Origin of the sequence: Microvirga zambiensis WSM3693, from assembly GCF_016735695.1 — a bacterium.
In the GTDB taxonomy this organism is placed as follows: Bacteria; Pseudomonadota; Alphaproteobacteria; order Rhizobiales; family Beijerinckiaceae; genus Microvirga; species Microvirga zambiensis.
This window is the reverse complement of the sequence record NZ_JAERQD010000036.1, coordinates 1-15,848: the sequence shown is the minus strand read 5'-3', so window position 1 is coordinate 15,848 and position 15,848 is coordinate 1. Positions and strand designations below refer to the sequence as shown.

Genomic DNA, 15,848 nt, shown 5'->3' with positions numbered 1-15,848 from the left:
AGCCCGATCCGCCTGCCAAATTTAGCCTGCTTCAATCTACTGAAGCGGGATGAAGATATGACGAGAAAGCTGCGGCTTGCATTCGTGACCATTGGCGAGACTCCGCGGGTCGACATTGTCCCCGAAATGCTGGCGGATATTGGCGGCGACGTGGAAGCTGTCGAATTCGGTGCGATGGACGACCTCACGGAAGCGGAGGTCGCTGCGCTGACCCCGCTCTCCGGCGAAACATCGTTCGCGACGCGTCGGCGGAACGGCAGCGAGGTTACCATCTCCAAGGAGCGGATCGAGATCCGTCTCGAAGAGCTTCTCCAGCGTATCGACAACGAAGGCTTTGATGCCGTCGTTCTTCTCTGCACAGGCACGCATGTCGCTCCCCTGAAAAAGACGCTGATGATCGAGTCGCAGCGCATCGTCGATTCCATGGTCGAGGCGATGGCGGCCTCCTCGAAGCGCCTGGGCGTTTTGCTTCCTTTGGAGAGGCAGATCGAAGAATTTCCTAAGCGTCACGTCTTCAACACGACCGCGACGCTCGCCGCAGCATCGCCCTATGCCGGGGACGACATGGCAGACAAGGCGAAGTTGCTAGCAGGGTGCGATCTCGTCGTCATGCATTGCATGGGTTACTCGAACGCCATGCGCGCGGAGGTTCGCAGTGCGATCTCCGCCCCCGTGCTTCTGTCGCGCCGGATCGTTTCCGGCGCCATCCGTCAAATCCTCTGACAGTCAACTGAAAAGCTAAAGGGAACAGGAGAGAGTGATGAGGAACTGGATTTTCGGAGTTGCTGCGGCAAGCCTCATTGCCGGCATGGCGCAGTCCCAGCCGGCCTTCGCATTCGAGCGCGTGGAAGGCGGCAAGGTCATCGTGTTTGGCGGACGCCAGCAAATTCCCGTGCTCGATCCGCACGTGCGCTACGACTGGTCGACACGCATGATGCAACAGGCCGTCTACGACGCGCTTGTGAAGTACGAAGGTAATCCCGCCGAGATCAAGCCCTGGCTGGCCGAGCGCTGGGAAACCAGCGAGGATGGCAAGACCTGGACATTTCACCTGGCCGGCAACGCCAAGTTCCACAACGGCGATCCAGTCGATGCCGAAGCCATTCGCTACTCGTTCGAGCGCGGCCTGAAGCTCAACAAGGGCGTGGCCTGGATGCTGAAGGACTTTCTCGATCCGGAGGGCGTCGAGGTCGTCGATGCCCGCACCGTTCGCTTCAAGCTGAAGTCCCCCTACTCCGCTTTCCTGTCCTTCCTGCCCTGGTGGTACGTGGTCAACCCGAAGGAAGTGAAGGCCCACGAGGTGGACGGCGATTATGGCCAGAAGTGGCTGACAGACAATGCCGCAGGCTCAGGCCCCTTCAAGCTGAAGCGGTGGGAGCCGAACGTCCTGTACGAAGTCCAGGCCGTCAAGGATTACTGGAAAGGCTGGCCGCAAGGCGAAGCCAACCGTCCCGCGGGCGTCATCTATCGGATCGTCCGGGAGCCCGCAGCTCAGAAGGCCGCTCTCCTGCGCGGCGAGGTCGACATCGTCGAGGGCCTCACCCCGGACGATTACGTGCAGATTGCGAAGCAGCGTGGTGTGACCATCCAGGATCACCCGGGCATGACGACGTTCAGCATCAAGTTCAACAATCAGCAGGGCCCGACTGCAGACAAGAACCTGCGCAAGGCGATTGCCTATGCCTTCGATTACGACGGCCTCGTGCAGATCTACAACGGCGCCGCTAAGCTCCAGACAAGCCCCTTCCCGAATGCCCTGCGCGGTCATGTCGATGTACCGAACCTGCCGCGGAAGGATCTCGCCAAGGCAAAGGAGTTTCTTGCCAAGTCGCAGTATCCGAATGGCGGCCTGACTCTCGAGTACTACCACGTGGCTGGCCTGGAGGAGGCGCGCCGCATCGGCCTTCTGCTTCTCGACAATCTGGCTCCGCTGAACATCAAGGTGGAGTTGCGTCCCGAGCAATGGCCGAACATGGTTGCAAAGGGGTCCAAGGTTGAGAGCTCGCCGGCCATGAGCTCGGTCTACGTGACGCCAATCTCAACCGATCCAGACGCGGTGGCTTATCAATACCATCCGAATTCCTATGGCCAGTACTTTGCCATGTCGTTCTATCAGAACCCCGATGTCACGGCGAAGATCGATGCTGCACGCCGGAGCAGCGATTGGAACGAGCGCGCCAAGCTCTATGAAGAAATTCAAAAGCAGATCGTCGAGGATCAGCCGGAAGTGTTCGGCATGATGCAGGACCGCCGCTGGGCGCACCGGGATTATCTGAAAGGCTTCTCTTTCAGTCCGGTCCGCTTCACGGGCGAGGTGGATCTCTATCCTCTCTGGGTCGAAGCCAAGTAATGAACGCAGCCAAAGATTTGGCGCAGTTCGACTGCTCACGTGACGGATGCGGGGTCTCAACGACCCCGCATTCCGGGAACATTGTTCTCGACGGAAGGACATGACGCCATGCTGACGTTCACCTTCCGCAAGGTTGCGGTGCTGGTTGGCACCATGCTCGGCCTTGCGGCCCTGACTTTCCTCATCACCAACGTGGCGCCGGGCGATCCGGCGCGCCTCGTTGCAGGACCTGATGCCACCAACGACATGGTCGAAACGATCCGTCAGGAATATGGTCTGGATCGACCGCTCTACGCGCAATTCGCAATTTATATGGGTGACCTGCTGACGGGCGATCTTGGTCGTTCCATTGTCTCCACCCGCCCGGTCATCGATGAGCTTGCGCGCTACGTTCCCGCGACCCTTGAGCTGGTGCTCGTTGCGATGGTGCTGGGCATCCTGGTCGGCGTGCCCTTCGGCATGCTCTCCGCCGTCTACAAGGACAAGTTTCTCGATCAGGTCACGCGCATCTTTTCCATTTCCGGCGTCGCCCTGCCCGCCTTTTGGTTCGGCATCCTGCTGCAACTTTTCTTTGCCGTCCGCCTGGAATGGCTGCCCGTCTCCGGCCGGCTTCCGCTAACCGAGCTGCCGCCTGAGCCCATCACCCATCTTCTTCTGGTAGACAGCCTTCTGCGTGGCCAGTTCGACACGTTCCGGGCTGCCCTTTCTCACGTCATTCTGCCCGCGATCGTCTTGTCGTTCCCATGCCTGGCATCCATTCTGCGCGTGAATCGGGCCGAGATGATCGAGGTCCTGCAATCCGATCACATTGTGGCCGCCCGTGCGCATGGCATCAGCTCCTCCCGGATCGTCATGATCTACGCACTCAAGAACGCCCTCCTTCCGACACTCGCCATGATCGGCCTCCGATTCGGCTGGATGCTAGGTTCGACCGTACTCGTGGAGACCGTGTTCGACTGGCCCGGAATCGGCCTCTATGCCGTGTCCTCGGCTCTGGCCTCCGATTTCAAGCCAGTTGTCGGCGTCACTCTCGTCATCGGCTTCTTTTTCATGATTACGAACACGCTGGTCGACTTGGCCTATGCCTGGATCGATCCTCGCCTGAGGAGCGCGTGAAATGTCGGCTGAACTTCAGAGCACCGCCGTGCACGTTCCGACGTTCAGAGAGCGCCACGCCAGCACGATCCGCCAGTGGCGCCTCTATGTCCACCTGTTTACCGGCAGCTTCTCTTCGATGCTGGGGCTCGCGCTCGTGCTGCTGTTCCTCATCCTGGCGGCTTTCGGACCGATGCTGGCCCCCTATCCCGAAGATACGATGGGCGCAGTAAAGCTCGGCCAGCGTCTGCTTGCCCCGAGCCTCGCGCATCCCTTCGGCACGGATGAAATGGGCGCCGACATCCTCTCACGCGTCATTGTCGGTGCGCGCACATCTTTGTGGATTGGCCTCGTCATCACCGGCATCGGCGCGGGCATCGGTGTGCCGCTTGGCATCATCGCCGGTTACAAGGGCGGTTTCGTGCGCGCGGCGATCATGCGCGTCACGGAACTGTTCCTGGCAGTTCCCGGCCTCGCGCTCGCCCTTGCCATCGTTGCCGCACTCGGGCCGGGCATCACCAATTGCGTGATCGCCCTCGCCATCGTGTGGTGGCCCGGATATGTGCGGCTGGTCGAGGCGAAGACACTCTCCATCAAGGAAGAGCTTCACGTGGAAGCCGCCCGCGCGCTCGGCGCGAAGACGCCCTGGATCCTGCGCAAGCATATCCTGCCCAATTGCATGACGCCGATCGTCGTCAAGGCCAGCATGGACATGGGCATGGCCATTCTCTCGGCCGCAAGCCTCGGCTTCATCGGCCTCGGCGCCAAGCCCCCTCATCCGGAGTGGGGCGCGATGATCTCCGTTGCTCGCACCTACATGCCCGACTGGTGGTGGTATTCGGCATTTCCGGGTCTCGCAATCTTCCTGACCGTGCTTGGATTCAACCTTCTCGGCGATGGTCTGCGCGACATCCTCGACCCTCGGAGCCGTGGCCGATGACAGCTTTGCTCAACATCGACAACTACCGCCTGGACATCCCGACATTCGACGGCGTCCTCAAGGTGCTCGACGGCATCGATATCGCGCTTGAACAGGGCGACACTCTGGGGATCGTCGGAGAGAGCGGCTGCGGCAAGACCGTTCTCGCCCGCTCGATCATGGGCATCGGCCCTCGCAACGCCAGGCGCGTGTCGGGACACATCGTTTTCGATTCCACTGCTCTCGACGAGTTGAGCGAGGCGGATTGGCGGCGTGTGCGCGGCGTGAAGATCTCCATGATCTTCCAGGACCCGATGACGTATCTGAACCCGCTGCTGACGATCGGCCGACAATTATTCGATGTGATCACGGCCCATTATCGGGCACAGGGCAAGCCCGCTCCCGCGAAGACTGACCGGCTGGCACGCTGTGTGCGGCTGCTTGAACAGGTCCAGATCGCCGATACGCAGCGTGTGCTCAAGAGCTATCCTCACCAGCTCTCCGGCGGCATGCGTCAGCGCATCCTGATCGCCATGGCATTGGCAGGCGAGCCCAAGCTGCTGATAGCGGACGAGCCCACGACCGCGCTGGACGTGACGATTCAGGCGGAGATCCTGAAGCTCCTGCGCGGTCTGGTCGATCGCCTCGGCCTGACCGTCGTCATGATCAGTCACGACGTTGGCGCGATTGCCGCCCTCTCCCGCCGTGTGGCGGTGATGTATGCGGGCACCGTGGTGGAGCAGGGAACGGCCAAGAGTATCCTCACGAGGCCGCGCCATCCCTATACCCGCGGCCTTCTGGCAGCACTTCCCGACATCGAGGGGGACGCGCAGCCGCTGGAAGCGATCCCGGGCACGATCCCGAATCTCATCAATCCGCCGTCCGGGTGCCGCTTTCATCCCCGCTGCCCGCGAGCCACGGCGATCTGCCGTCAAGAGAAACCCGAAACGCGTAGCGTTGGAGCCGATCATGTCGTCGCTTGCCACCATGCTTTCGACTGAGACGGGGCCGGAGGCGGAGCCCCTCCTCTCCGCTCGCGATCTCACCAAGGTCTTCCATACCGGAGGGCAGGACTTTCGCGCCGTCGATGGCGTCTCCCTGGACGTCAAGCCTGGAAAGGTGCTCGGGATCGTCGGCGAGTCAGGATCGGGCAAGTCCACGGTCGCACGTATGGTGATGCGGCTGATCGAGCCGAGCTCCGGACAGATCATGTTCGAGGGCGAGAATCTGACTGCCAAATCGGGAGAGGCCCTGCGCCAAACCCGCCGGCATATGCAGATCGTATTTCAGAATCCGCATTCCGCGCTGAACCCGCGCGATACGATTGGGAGCGCGATCGCGGAGCCATTCCTAGTGCAAACCAGGATTCGAGGCGCGGAGCTTGAGCGCAGGGTCGAGGCTCTGCTCGATATCATCAGTCTACCGAAGGCATTCAAATACCGATATCCGCACGAGCTTTCCGGGGGGCAGAAGCAGCGCGTCTGCATCGCCCGCGCCGTTGCCTTGGAGCCCCGCCTGCTCGTCCTTGACGAACCGACCTCTGCTCTCGACGTTTCAGTACAGGCTCAAATCCTCATGTTCCTGCAGGATCTCAGAGTTCGCCTGAACCTGACGTATCTCTTCATCTCCCACAATCTGGCCGTCGTCCGACATCTTTGCGATGACGTGATCGTCATGAGCAAGGGTAGGATCGTAGAGAGTGGGTCTACCGATGCCGTCTTCAAATCGCCTCGTGAGGCCTACACTCGGAAACTGATCGATAGCGTGCCTCGTATTCCGCGGCTTTGCGTTTAATCTGCTTCTCGTGTTGCCGGGTTCGCCAAGCCTCAATCACAATCCGCGGGACCTCAGTCGAAAAAAGTGCCATCCTCTTCGGCAAGATAAGCCCGGGCGAGTTCGGGGATGAGGTCAAAGCCCATTCCCGGCCGGTCCCAGACCGCAATCATGCCGTTCTTCACGACAGGCGACGGCAGGCCCTCGATGATGTCGGGCCACCATGGAGCATTGGCGCCGGGGTACTCGAAAGCGATAAAATTGTGTGGCAGCGTTGCGCAAACCTGGACGAGCGCGGCGAGGCCCAGAAGACCATTAGCGGTCCCATGAGGTGCGATCAGAACACTGTGGAGGTCGGCATACTCAGCAATCCATTTCAGCTCTGCGATGCCGCCGACATCGCAGGGGTCCGGCCCAATGACGCGCACGGCCTTCTTCTCGATCAGCTCCTTGAAGTTCTGCCGCAGATAGATCTGCTCACCGGTATGAATGGGTGTGGAGGTCGAGAGCGTCAGCTCCCGGTACATATCTGCATCGACATAGGGGATGTAGTCACCGGTGAGCATGTCCTCGAGCCACAGGAGGTTGTAGGGTTCGACGGCACGCGCGAAGCGAATCGCATCCGAGAGCATCCAGCCGGGCCCACAGTCGAGAGCGAGGCCGACGCGATCGCCCAGCACCTCCTTCATCGCCGCTACGCATTCGACGGTATGGGACAATCCACGCTCGGTTAATGGCCCCCTGTCGAGCGCGCCGTGGAAGTGACCCAGCTCGGGTTTTCCGTAGTAGTATCCCGGCACCTCGCGCTTCATCGGGCTGTGGAAGGAAATGGGTTGTTTGATGATGGTGAAGCCCTCGGGTAGCGCCATCATGCGGCGCACATCCTCCGCATAATCCTTCGGGCCGTAACCTGTCATGGGGAAGCGCAGCGAACCATTGTACACACGAACCTCATCCCTCACCTTGCCCCCTAAGAGCTTGTAGACCGGTACTCCGGTGGCCTTGCCGGCAATGTCCCACATGGCCATCTCGATGGCGCTCACGGCGCTGCCATATGGCTTGAATGCACCGCGCTGACGGATGCGCAACATTACCCGCTGAACGTCGGTTGGGTCGGCTCCGATCAAGGCCTCACGGAAGGAGAGCACATGCGGCTTGATGAACGCCTTGTGATGCTCGATCTGCGCGTAGCCGCTGATCCCCTCATCTGTCACGATGCGGATGATGGGATGGCCATCCATCAGGGCGCATTTCAGGTCGACGATCCTCATGAATAAATGCTCCTTACGGAGAGCGCTCACGAGCCTCCCGGGGCTTTCCAGGCGAGATACTCGGCCTCTGCGTCCGCACGCAAAGGGTAGTATTTGCGCAAGTCTCCGCCCTGAGAAAGACGGAGCCGCGAGAACTCCTCCCACTCGGCATGCCTGCTGCCGACCTCGATCACCTGTTCGGCCAATGAGATAGGAACGACCACCGCACCGTCATTGTCCGCGACGATGATGTCACCCGGCACGACGAAGGTGTTGGCGCAGGCAATGGGCACGTTGACGGCAAAAGGAAAGATGTTGGTCTGGGCATGAAAATTGGGCGTGACGCCACGGATCCATAGGCCGACACCGAGGTCGCGAGCCTTAGCCGAGTCGCGGATGCATCCGTCGATCACCACGCCCTCGCCGCCGAGACCAACAAAATAAGTGAGCATCATCTCGCCGAAGATGCCGCTATCCATGTCACCGCGGGCATCGACAACGACCACGTCTCCTTTTTGCGCATGATAGAGCACGTGACGATGGAGTTGCTTCTCGGGATCATCATACTCCGCGGAGCCGAACTGATCCTCGCGCATGGGCATGAATTGCAGCGTCAGTGCTGGGCCGGCTGCGATCCTGCCAGGAGTGAAGGAGCGCGGCCCGGTGATCGCGGCATTGCGGATACCGAGATTGCGCAACTCGCTCGAGATGGTGGCGGTGCCGATCTCCCGCAGAGCTTCGACGAGGTGGCGGTCGGGACGCTTGATGTCCGGCGTTTGGATCATGATAGGCTCCTCTCGCAAATCGGCCTAGTCGTCCCAGATGGGTGCCTTTTCGGGGTTGATGCTGCGTTCGCCGCGATGCAAGGCGCGTATCGCCTGCATGTCCTCAGCATCCAGAATGACGTCGCGTGCCTGCCAATTGGCACGCAGGTTAGCCTCGCTGGCCGACGCCGGAATGACCAGGTGCCCCTCCGCCACCAGAAAGGCGAGCGCAGCGGCCGAGGCCGAGACGCCATGCTTATCGGCGATCCGTCGCAGCACAGGATCAGATGCCACAGCACCACGACAAAGCGGCTGGTATGCAGTCAACGTCAGGTCTTTGCTTCGCGCATAGGCAGTCAGCTTCGGCGCCTGCATATAGGGATGGATCTCCACTTGATTAGTGGCGATCACGCCAGGCCCGAGCAAGCGCTCCGTGCGCTCCAGCAGGACGCCGGGGAAGTTCGAGACTCCGATCAGCCTTGTGTGACCGCGCCGCTGTGCCTCGGCCAACGCCAGCATGTAGTCCTCGAATGGGATAGCATCATTCTTGCTTGGCCAGTGGATCAGAAGAAGGTCGACGGGACCGACGCCGATTGTCTCCAGGCTGTGCTCGACGCTGTCCATGAATCGCGACTTGTCGAGCTGCGTATCTGCCACTTTCGTGGTGATGAACACCTCGGAGCGAGGAAGGCCGCTACGACGCACGGCATCACCTACGCTGGCTTCGGTGTCGTAGCTCTGTGCTGTGTCTATATGGCGATAACCGACCTCCAGGGCCTTGAGGATGGCCAGCATGCCGTTCTCGCCTGTGCGGCCATATGTGCCCAACCCGAGTTTTGGAATCTCAACCATGGTGTGACATCACCCCTTGGTAGCTCCGGCGGTGAGACCGCCAACGAAGTGTCTCTGGAACACGAGAAAAAGGAGCGCGATCGGAACCGTCATCACCATCGAAGCCGCCATAACGGCCCCCCAATCCGTATTGAATTCTGTCGAGAATTCCGCAAGCCCGATGGGCAGGGTCTTCACGCGCGAATCCGTCGCAAAGCAAAGGGCGAAGATGAATTCGTTCCAGGTCGTGATGAAGGCATAGACCAGGACCGCCACGATGCCGGGTAGCGACAAAGGTAGCGTGATGCGAAATAGGATGCCAACGCGACTCGCACCATCGATGATCGCCGCCTCCTCCAATTCGAGGGGAATAGCCTTGAAATAGCTCGTCAGCATCCACACGCTGAGCGGGAGCGTGATGATCATGTAGACAAGGATGAGGCCCCAATAGGTATTGACCAGTCCCAGCACCCTCAAGGTGATAAAGAGCGGCACGATGATCGCCGCCGTGGGAAGGAGTTGCCCGACGAGGATGCAGGCCTGCCAGAAGGACCTCCCTCTGAACCGAAACCGGGCGAAGCCATTGGCAGCGAATACCGCAAGGACCAGGGCAAGACCCGTAGCAGCGACCGAGACGATGATGGAATTCAGGAAGTAGCGCGGGATGCGGCTCTCGAACAGAACCTTATGATAATTCGCCAGCGTCGGATGTTCCGGCCACCATTGCGGCGGAATGGTGTAGAGCTCGTTCAGTACCTTAATCGAGGACAGGCTCATCCACACGAACGGGAACAGGCAGACGAAGACGAGCACGATGCACCCGAGAAAGATTGAAGGGCGATTGAGCCCGGGCCGCCTCAAGGATCTGCTGGTGAACCGCGAGCGTCTCACTGGACTTCTCCCGGCTGGCTGGCGAATGCCTTGCTGTAGGCGAGCACGATCAACATCACGACCGCGAAGAACATCACGCTCAGCGCCGCGGCCTGATTGAACTCGACGTTCTCGAAGGCAAGTCGGAAGATCTGAATCGGCGTGATCACCGTCCGATTGGCGGGTCCCCCCCTGGTGATGGCGTAGATGATCGTAATGGCATTGAGCGCCCAGATCACCAGCAAGAGCGTAACCGCGGTGATTACGGGCCGGATCTGCGGCAGCATGACATGGCGCACCTCTTCCCAATAACTCGCTCCATCCATCCGGGCAGCTTCGTAGAGTTCCTGCGGGATGGTCTGCAGCCCAGCAAGCACCATGATCGCCACGAAGGGAAAGAGCTTCCACACATTGATGGCGATCATCGCAGGCATGACCGTATTGGATCGGGTGAGCCAGCCCACCGGTTCGTCGAGCGCTCCAGTACTTGTGAGCATATAGTTGATGATGCCGAACTCGGTGTGAAACATCCACGCCCAGGTCGTCGCCGCGACGATCCCCGGGATCACCCAGGGAATGAGAGCAATAGAGCGCACGAGCGCGCGGCCCATAAAGTTCTGGTTGAGCAGGATCGCCGCGGTGACCCCTAGCAGCACCTGGAAAAAGATGGAGCCCGCAACCCACCACAGCGTGTTCCACAATGCCTGCGTGGTCACACGCGGGCGCAGCACGGCGGAGAAGTTCTGCAATCCCGTGAACTGCCCCTGATCGTTCGTCACGCTCAGCCAGCCGGTATAGAACACCGGGTAGGCGATGAGCATGAAGAGTACGATCAGCGCGGGCAGTGCGAAGACAAGACCCGTATTCGATTTCACGGCATGTGACTCCGATCTTCGGGGAGGGCCGGCTCCTTGAATGAGCCGGCCCTTCTCCTTCAAGACGGCTAGTTAAGCAGCGCCTGGATCTCTTCGTTGGCTTCATCCATCGACTTCTGGACACTCTGGTCGCCAAGCAGGATGCGCTGGATGCCATCGAAATAGGCCTGAACGATCTTCACCCAGTTCTTATGCACCGGAACAGGCCGCCCATAGGGCAGCATCTCGGCGAAGGGTTTAAGCATGGAATCGTCGAAGCGTGGGAGCTTGATCGAGGACGTCCGGGCTGGGAAGGTATCGGTGTAATAGCCCTGGTTTTCGGTCGTGTTCAGGAACTGAAGGAATTTCTTTGACTCGACCGGGTTCTTTGCACTCTTCGGAATGACATAGCTCCAACCGCCCAGGACCGCCGCAGTCTGCTTGCCGGCCGGTGCGGGTATCATCATCGCTCCTAGCTTGATGTTGGGGTTCTCCTTCTGGATCGCCGGAAGATCGAATTGGCCGGACTGATAGGCGGACACCGTGCCGGCGATGAAGAGACGGCGCAGCGCGAGGCCATCATTCTCGAGTGTCGACTTGGGCGCGAGACCCTGCTTGTAGAAGTTCGTGTAGAATTCGACCGCCTTCACCGCTTCCGGCGAGTTCAGCACCGCTTTCTTCATGTCCGGCGAGATGATGTCGCCGCCATTCATCCAGATGAAAGGCAGTGAGCGGAAGATCGTGTTGCCGACCTCGCCGCCGCCCGTAATACCAAAGCCGTAGCGGCCGCTCTTCGTGAGCGCCTTGGCCGCCGCAATCAGGTCATCCCAGGTCTTCGGCGGCTTCTCGGGGTCAAGGCCGGCTTCCTTGAAGTGATCCTTGTTGTAGATCACTCCATGCGTCTCGATGCGATAGGGCATCGCCCAGATCTTGCCGTTCCAGCTGACGTAATTGATGGCCGCCTTGACATAGTCCTCCTTGTCTTGAATCGTGTCGTCGAGCGGCACGATCAGATCTCCTTGCGCGTATCCGTTCACCCAACCATGCTGAACCTCGATAATGTCCGGGGCAGCACCGGATCGCATGGCGGTGAGCACCCGCTCGGGGAGGCCGTTCGCGACAGTCACCTCGATTTTGATGTTGGTCCCGGCATTGGCGGCCATGTATTTCTGGGCGAGCGTGCGCGCCCTCTCCTCGCCCCAGTTGGGAGCCCACCACACCACGTCACCGGCCTGGGCACCTGTGTTCATCGTAACAGTCGACAGCACGGATAGAGCGAAGAAGCCTGCGAGTTTGAGCAATTTCATCGTTTCCTCCTGTGCCCCTAATTATTGAACCCTCGGTTATGCGTTGGAACGCTGATGGTCCGAGGCGTTCCGACTTTCTCACGACGAGATTGCGCGGCCGACCAGGATGGTCCGAGCATCGGTGCGAGCCCGATCAAGGCCTTCATGTATCCGACGGTGTAGGCATGGCCCGCATGCCAGGGCGCGGCGCAGGTGAGATCCGGCACGTGATCAGGCACGAGCACGCCCTCGAAACCCTCGTCGCGGAGGATGCGGACAATTTCCGTCATGTCGACGTCGCCATCATCGATAAAGGTCTCGACATAGTTGGGTACGCTGCCACGCACGTTGCGGAAATGAACATAGGCCAGCGCCTTCCGGCGAGCGTAATGGCGGGTGCTTTCGTAGATGTCGCAGCCGGGCATTTCCTGGAGCGAGCCGATGCAGAACTCCAGGGCATTGGCGCTGCTTGGCTCCAGTGCGAGCAGGCGGTCATACTTCTCTGGCCGGTTCACGAGCCGCGCCGTGCCGCGCAGGGTCTCGACCGGCGGATCGTCCGGATGGGCGGCAAGACGCACCCCCGCCTCCTCCGCCACCGGCACGAGCTCCGCCAGGAACCACGCGAAGCGCTCCCAAAGCTCCGCCTCCCCCACAGTGACGGGAGCGGCAGCCGGATCACCGTCGCGGTAGCGCATATTCCAGACCATGCCGTCAGGGATGGGTGTGTCCCGCTCCTCCTTAGTAAGGTTCATCACCACGGTCATCGCACCGCCGCGCGCAGCCCGACGCTTGCGCCAGCCCCATACGCCTGCGATGGAAAAATTGTAGCCGATGATCGGGATGCCGACCCGCCCTGCATCACGCACCAATTGCTTGAGTCCATCCATCTGCGTAGCCCGGTTCGGGCCATCGAGCAGGATGTCGGACCAGAAGGCCGGCGAGAAATTTTCGAGCGCGGCGATCCGAAGCCCGTGCCGCGCCAGCATGGCGGCGGCGGCTGCCATCCTCTCATAGTCCCATAGTGGAGCCCCGTGGCAATCCTTGAGGATCGGCCCCACCGAATCCCCCCGCAAATAGGGTTCTGCATCAGGACCAGCCGCGTAATCGTTGAAATGAACGACCACGTCGGTCACCCCGAGCTGAGCAGCAAACATGGCGCCATCCTCGCTCAGATTGTCTCCACTGAGGGTCAGGCCGACGCGCATTGAAGCAGACTCCTCCTGCTAGAGTTGATCCTTGTTCATGACGTCCACACCAGTGGCCACGCCGCTTAGATTGATGGAGCCGTCGAAGAGCGGCACGTCATGGGCCGCATAGGGGAAGCGGGCGCACGCCGCCTCGTTGAGCTCGACGCCGAGACCCGGCGCCGTCGGAGCGAGCAGATGCCCGTCCTCGAACACGAGTGTCTCCTTCACCAGTTCCCTGCGCCATGGCACGTCAGTGCTGATGGTCTCGAACACAGAGAAGTTCGGGATGGCAACCGCCGTATGCAGCGTCATGGCGTTCATCACCGGGCCTACGGGATTGTGAGGTGCGACGGGGATGAGATGCAGATGAGCGAGATGAGCGATACGCTTGGTTTCCGCAAGCCCGCCCGCGTGCGATACGTCGGGCTGCAGGATGTCGACCGCCTTCTTGGACAGGGCTTCCAGGAAGCGGATCGGCTCGTACCAGCGCTCGCCCGAAGCGATGGGCACGGGTGAGTTCGCTCGCACTTCAGCAAGTGCATCGATAGATTCAGGGGGCGTCGGTTCTTCGATCCAGGTCAGGTCGAAGCGAGCGAGCGCCTTGCACATGGCGATGGCGGTCGGGACATTGAGGCGCCCATGGACGTCGAGCATTAGGTCGATGTCGGGCCCAACCGCATCCCGGACCGCCTCCACGATTGCGACGGTGCGGTGGCGCTGCGCGCGATCCATTTCGAGGTCGGACGCCTCGAATGGGTCCCATTTGAGCGCATGATAACCCATAGCGACACCACGCTTCGCCGCTACGTTATACTCCTCCGGCGTGCGCGCGCCGAAGAACCAGTGATTGGCATAGCAGGCGACCCGGTCACGGTACTTGCCGCCCAGGAGTTCGAACACCGGCACGCCAAGCGCTTTGCCCTTGATATCGAGCATCGCAGCCTCGACCGCACCAAGCGCTGTACGGAAAACCGCGCCGGTGCGCCAGTAGCTGTCGCGATGGAGTTGCTCGACAAGCGCGTCCGATCGGAAGGGATCGCGACCGATGAGCTGGCGCTCCAGCTCCTCCAGCGCGGCCGTGACCGCGAGCGTCTTCCACTCCAGCGTCGCCTCGCCGACACCGTCGATGCCTTCGTCAGTATAAAGTTTCACGAAGACGAAGTTCGTCCGCGAGACGTTGGCCACGAATGTCTTGAGGCCGGTAATCTTCATGGCAACCGCCTAGTCGCCAGCCGCCATGCGAACGATGGCCTTGGCCTGGAGGCTGTCGGGCATCATCTGCATCAGTTCGATGCGATGACCGTCAGGATCCTCGATCCAGGCCTGCCAGTTGCCGTCCGCACCCATTTGCCTGTCTCTGATCAGTGGCACGCCTGCGGCCTCCAGCTCACGCAGCGCGACGTCGATATCCGCAACCTCAAGGCAAATGTGGTTGAATCCCACCGCATCGCGCTCAGACGCCCGCTCGCCCACTCCCTCGGGAAACACTTCGAGAAACTGGGTATCGGTGATGCGCAGATAGAGCAGCCACAAGCGGCCGTCCCGGTCGAGCCGCATCATCTCGCGCATGCCGAGCTTGCCGGAATAGAAGTCGAGGGTGCGCTCCACATCCTTCACGCGGATGGCCACATGGGTGATCGACGATACCGTCAGCATCGGCATTTCCTCCGGCCAGGCAGCCGTTCGATCGGCTTGCTCAAATTTTATTATTCAAATATGAATAGTTAGAATTCATATTTGGATCATCTTAAGAACGAGCCGGATCACAAGTCAATGAGGAAAACGAGGACCGTTGCACCCCGAAGTATGGATGCCGCAGCGATCCAGCACACCATTCCGGCCATCGACCGCATGATGAGCGTACTATCCGTCCTGGAGGATCAACGAGACGGCGCCTCGATAACGGCGCTGACGACTGCCTTGGTGCTGCCCCGCAGTACGATCTATCGAATTCTCAACACCCTGGAGGTGCACGATGTCGTGCAACGCGACGGCTCCGGCATCTATCGGCTGGGCCAGCGTCTGCGGAAGCTCGCCGCTCACGTCCCGTCCGGCGCAGCCGAACTCGATCTTGCCGCGCTGGCTCAGCCCTTCCTCGATCAGATCGCGATTTCCGCAGGGCATAGCGTCAAGCTGTCAGTGCTTGAGGGCGGCGGCGTGCTGGTGCTCGCAGCGGCGCAGGGCCGACGCCCCTATGCGCTGGGGGTGACGCCCGGCCAGCAGATGCCCATCAATGCGGGCGCAGCCGGCAAGCTTCTCTTCGCCTTTGAGCCGCCCGAGAGGCAAGCGGATTGGCTCTCCCGTCCTCTTTCCGCCTTCACCTCACGAACGGTCACCGATCCCAAGCGACTCAAGGCGGAAGCAACACGCATCCGCCGCCAGGGCTGGGCACAGGACCGTGGCGAGAGCGCGCCCAGCATCTACGCCTACGCGGCACCGATCCGGGATCATAGCGGACGGGTGCTTGCCGCGCTGAGTATCCCGTTCCTTCACGGTACCGAATCCGAGCAGGCCGAGAATATCCGGCACGCCGTGATCAGCGTGGCGCACGAGATAAGCACGGCATTGTCTGGCTGACGCCGTCCTTGGCTGCGTGAGCGTTCAGAGTCGTTTTCCGGTCTGCTCGTCGAAGAGGTGGACGAACTTCGGATCGGGCGTGATGCGGATCT

Annotated in this window: 16 protein-coding genes; 7 read left to right on the top strand and 9 right to left on the bottom strand. The window is 60.7% G+C overall.

Annotated elements, in window-relative coordinates; genetic code table 11:
* Positions 1 to 57: 57 nt before the first annotated feature.
* The 6 genes from JKL46_RS22855 (at position 58) to JKL46_RS22830 (ending at position 6,158) form a co-directional block, all read left to right on the top strand.
* Positions 58 to 723 (top strand): AroM family protein, encoded by a 666-nt coding sequence (locus tag JKL46_RS22855; RefSeq protein WP_201837705.1) that lies wholly within the window; start codon positions 58 to 60, stop codon positions 721 to 723.
* A 37-nt stretch (positions 724 to 760) separates the two neighbouring features.
* The gene (locus tag JKL46_RS22850; RefSeq protein WP_201837703.1) at positions 761 to 2,350 is read left to right on the top strand and encodes an ABC transporter substrate-binding protein; all 1,590 of its coding nucleotides are present in this window, start codon (positions 761 to 763) and stop codon (positions 2,348 to 2,350) included.
* A 108-nt stretch (positions 2,351 to 2,458) separates the two neighbouring features.
* Positions 2,459 to 3,466, top strand: coding sequence for an ABC transporter permease (locus JKL46_RS22845; RefSeq protein WP_201837701.1), 1,008 nt, complete (start codon positions 2,459 to 2,461; stop codon positions 3,464 to 3,466).
* A 1-nt stretch (position 3,467) separates the two neighbouring features.
* Positions 3,468 to 4,385: an ABC transporter permease gene (locus tag JKL46_RS22840; protein WP_201837699.1), complete on the top strand. Its 918-nt coding sequence runs from the start codon at positions 3,468 to 3,470 to the stop codon at positions 4,383 to 4,385.
* The gene (locus JKL46_RS22835) at positions 4,382 to 5,365 is read left to right on the top strand and encodes an ABC transporter ATP-binding protein (RefSeq protein ID WP_201837697.1); all 984 of its coding nucleotides are present in this window, start codon (positions 4,382 to 4,384) and stop codon (positions 5,363 to 5,365) included. Before JKL46_RS22840 ends, JKL46_RS22835 begins: the two co-directional genes overlap by 4 nt.
* Positions 5,334 to 6,158 carry an ATP-binding cassette domain-containing protein gene (locus tag JKL46_RS22830; RefSeq protein ID WP_201837696.1) on the top strand — a complete coding sequence of 275 codons (825 nt, stop codon included), beginning with the start codon at positions 5,334 to 5,336 and terminating at the stop codon, positions 6,156 to 6,158. The genes JKL46_RS22835 and JKL46_RS22830 overlap by 32 nt, the downstream gene beginning before the upstream one ends.
* A gap of 53 nt (positions 6,159 to 6,211) precedes the next feature.
* Here JKL46_RS22830 and JKL46_RS22825 read toward each other — a convergent pair whose 3' ends face one another.
* The 9 genes from JKL46_RS22825 to JKL46_RS22785 all read right to left on the bottom strand — a co-directional run bounded on the left by JKL46_RS22825 (position 6,212) and on the right by JKL46_RS22785 (position 14,835).
* Positions 6,212 to 7,408, bottom strand: coding sequence for a mandelate racemase/muconate lactonizing enzyme family protein (locus JKL46_RS22825; protein ID WP_201837695.1), 1,197 nt, complete (start codon positions 7,406 to 7,408; stop codon positions 6,212 to 6,214).
* A gap of 26 nt (positions 7,409 to 7,434) precedes the next feature.
* Positions 7,435 to 8,172 (bottom strand): RraA family protein, encoded by a 738-nt coding sequence (locus JKL46_RS22820; protein WP_201837694.1) that lies wholly within the window; start codon positions 8,170 to 8,172, stop codon positions 7,435 to 7,437.
* A 24-nt stretch (positions 8,173 to 8,196) separates the two neighbouring features.
* On the bottom strand, positions 8,197 to 9,003 hold the full coding sequence (locus tag JKL46_RS22815; RefSeq protein ID WP_201837693.1) for an aldo/keto reductase: 807 nt from the start codon (positions 9,001 to 9,003) through the stop codon (positions 8,197 to 8,199).
* 9 nt (positions 9,004 to 9,012) lie between these two features.
* Positions 9,013 to 9,873, bottom strand: coding sequence for a carbohydrate ABC transporter permease (locus JKL46_RS22810; RefSeq protein ID WP_343074098.1), 861 nt, complete (start codon positions 9,871 to 9,873; stop codon positions 9,013 to 9,015).
* Complete coding sequence (locus tag JKL46_RS22805) at positions 9,870 to 10,727, bottom strand: carbohydrate ABC transporter permease (protein WP_343074097.1); 858 nt, start codon at positions 10,725 to 10,727, stop codon at positions 9,870 to 9,872. Before JKL46_RS22805 ends, JKL46_RS22810 begins: the two co-directional genes overlap by 4 nt.
* A gap of 68 nt (positions 10,728 to 10,795) precedes the next feature.
* A complete protein-coding gene (locus tag JKL46_RS22800; RefSeq protein WP_201837692.1) occupies positions 10,796 to 12,013 on the bottom strand; it encodes an ABC transporter substrate-binding protein in 1,218 nt (405 codons plus the stop codon).
* Positions 12,014 to 12,030: 17 nt separating this feature from the next.
* Positions 12,031 to 13,197 carry a mannonate dehydratase gene (locus JKL46_RS22795; protein ID WP_201837691.1) on the bottom strand — a complete coding sequence of 389 codons (1,167 nt, stop codon included), beginning with the start codon at positions 13,195 to 13,197 and terminating at the stop codon, positions 12,031 to 12,033.
* 18 nt (positions 13,198 to 13,215) lie between these two features.
* Positions 13,216 to 14,391, bottom strand: a complete 1,176-nt coding sequence (locus JKL46_RS22790; RefSeq protein ID WP_201837689.1) for a mandelate racemase/muconate lactonizing enzyme family protein — start codon at positions 14,389 to 14,391, stop codon at positions 13,216 to 13,218.
* Between the two features lie 9 nt (positions 14,392 to 14,400).
* Entirely contained in the window at positions 14,401 to 14,835 is a 435-nt protein-coding gene (locus JKL46_RS22785; protein WP_201837687.1) for a VOC family protein, read from the bottom strand.
* 117 nt (positions 14,836 to 14,952) lie between these two features.
* Between JKL46_RS22785 and JKL46_RS22780 the strand changes: the two genes are divergently transcribed.
* Entirely contained in the window at positions 14,953 to 15,756 is an 804-nt protein-coding gene (locus JKL46_RS22780; protein WP_246529469.1) for an IclR family transcriptional regulator, read from the top strand.
* The last annotated feature ends 92 nt before the right edge of the window (positions 15,757 to 15,848 follow it).

Excerpts from the sequence above, each read along its gene's own strand:
- JKL46_RS22795 (WP_201837691.1), bottom strand. The coding sequence starts at position 13,197 with ATGCGCGTCGGCCTGACCCTCAGTGGAGACAATCTGAGCGAGGATGGC.
- JKL46_RS22840 (WP_201837699.1), top strand. The coding sequence starts at position 3,468 with ATGTCGGCTGAACTTCAGAGCACCGCCGTGCACGTTCCGACGTTCAGA.
- JKL46_RS22855 (WP_201837705.1), top strand. The coding sequence starts at position 58 with ATGACGAGAAAGCTGCGGCTTGCATTCGTGACCATTGGCGAGACTCCG.
- JKL46_RS22820 (WP_201837694.1), bottom strand. The coding sequence starts at position 8,172 with ATGATCCAAACGCCGGACATCAAGCGTCCCGACCGCCACCTCGTCGAA.
- JKL46_RS22850 (WP_201837703.1), top strand. The coding sequence starts at position 761 with ATGAGGAACTGGATTTTCGGAGTTGCTGCGGCAAGCCTCATTGCCGGC.
- JKL46_RS22780 (WP_246529469.1), top strand. The coding sequence starts at position 14,953 with ATGAGGAAAACGAGGACCGTTGCACCCCGAAGTATGGATGCCGCAGCG.
- JKL46_RS22845 (WP_201837701.1), top strand. The coding sequence starts at position 2,459 with ATGCTGACGTTCACCTTCCGCAAGGTTGCGGTGCTGGTTGGCACCATG.
- JKL46_RS22835 (WP_201837697.1), top strand. The coding sequence starts at position 4,382 with ATGACAGCTTTGCTCAACATCGACAACTACCGCCTGGACATCCCGACA.
- JKL46_RS22825 (WP_201837695.1), bottom strand. The coding sequence starts at position 7,408 with ATGAGGATCGTCGACCTGAAATGCGCCCTGATGGATGGCCATCCCATC.
- JKL46_RS22815 (WP_201837693.1), bottom strand. The coding sequence starts at position 9,003 with ATGGTTGAGATTCCAAAACTCGGGTTGGGCACATATGGCCGCACAGGC.
- JKL46_RS22790 (WP_201837689.1), bottom strand. The coding sequence starts at position 14,391 with ATGAAGATTACCGGCCTCAAGACATTCGTGGCCAACGTCTCGCGGACG.
- JKL46_RS22830 (WP_201837696.1), top strand. The coding sequence starts at position 5,334 with ATGTCGTCGCTTGCCACCATGCTTTCGACTGAGACGGGGCCGGAGGCG.
- JKL46_RS22785 (WP_201837687.1), bottom strand. The coding sequence starts at position 14,835 with ATGCTGACGGTATCGTCGATCACCCATGTGGCCATCCGCGTGAAGGAT.
- JKL46_RS22800 (WP_201837692.1), bottom strand. The coding sequence starts at position 12,013 with ATGAAATTGCTCAAACTCGCAGGCTTCTTCGCTCTATCCGTGCTGTCG.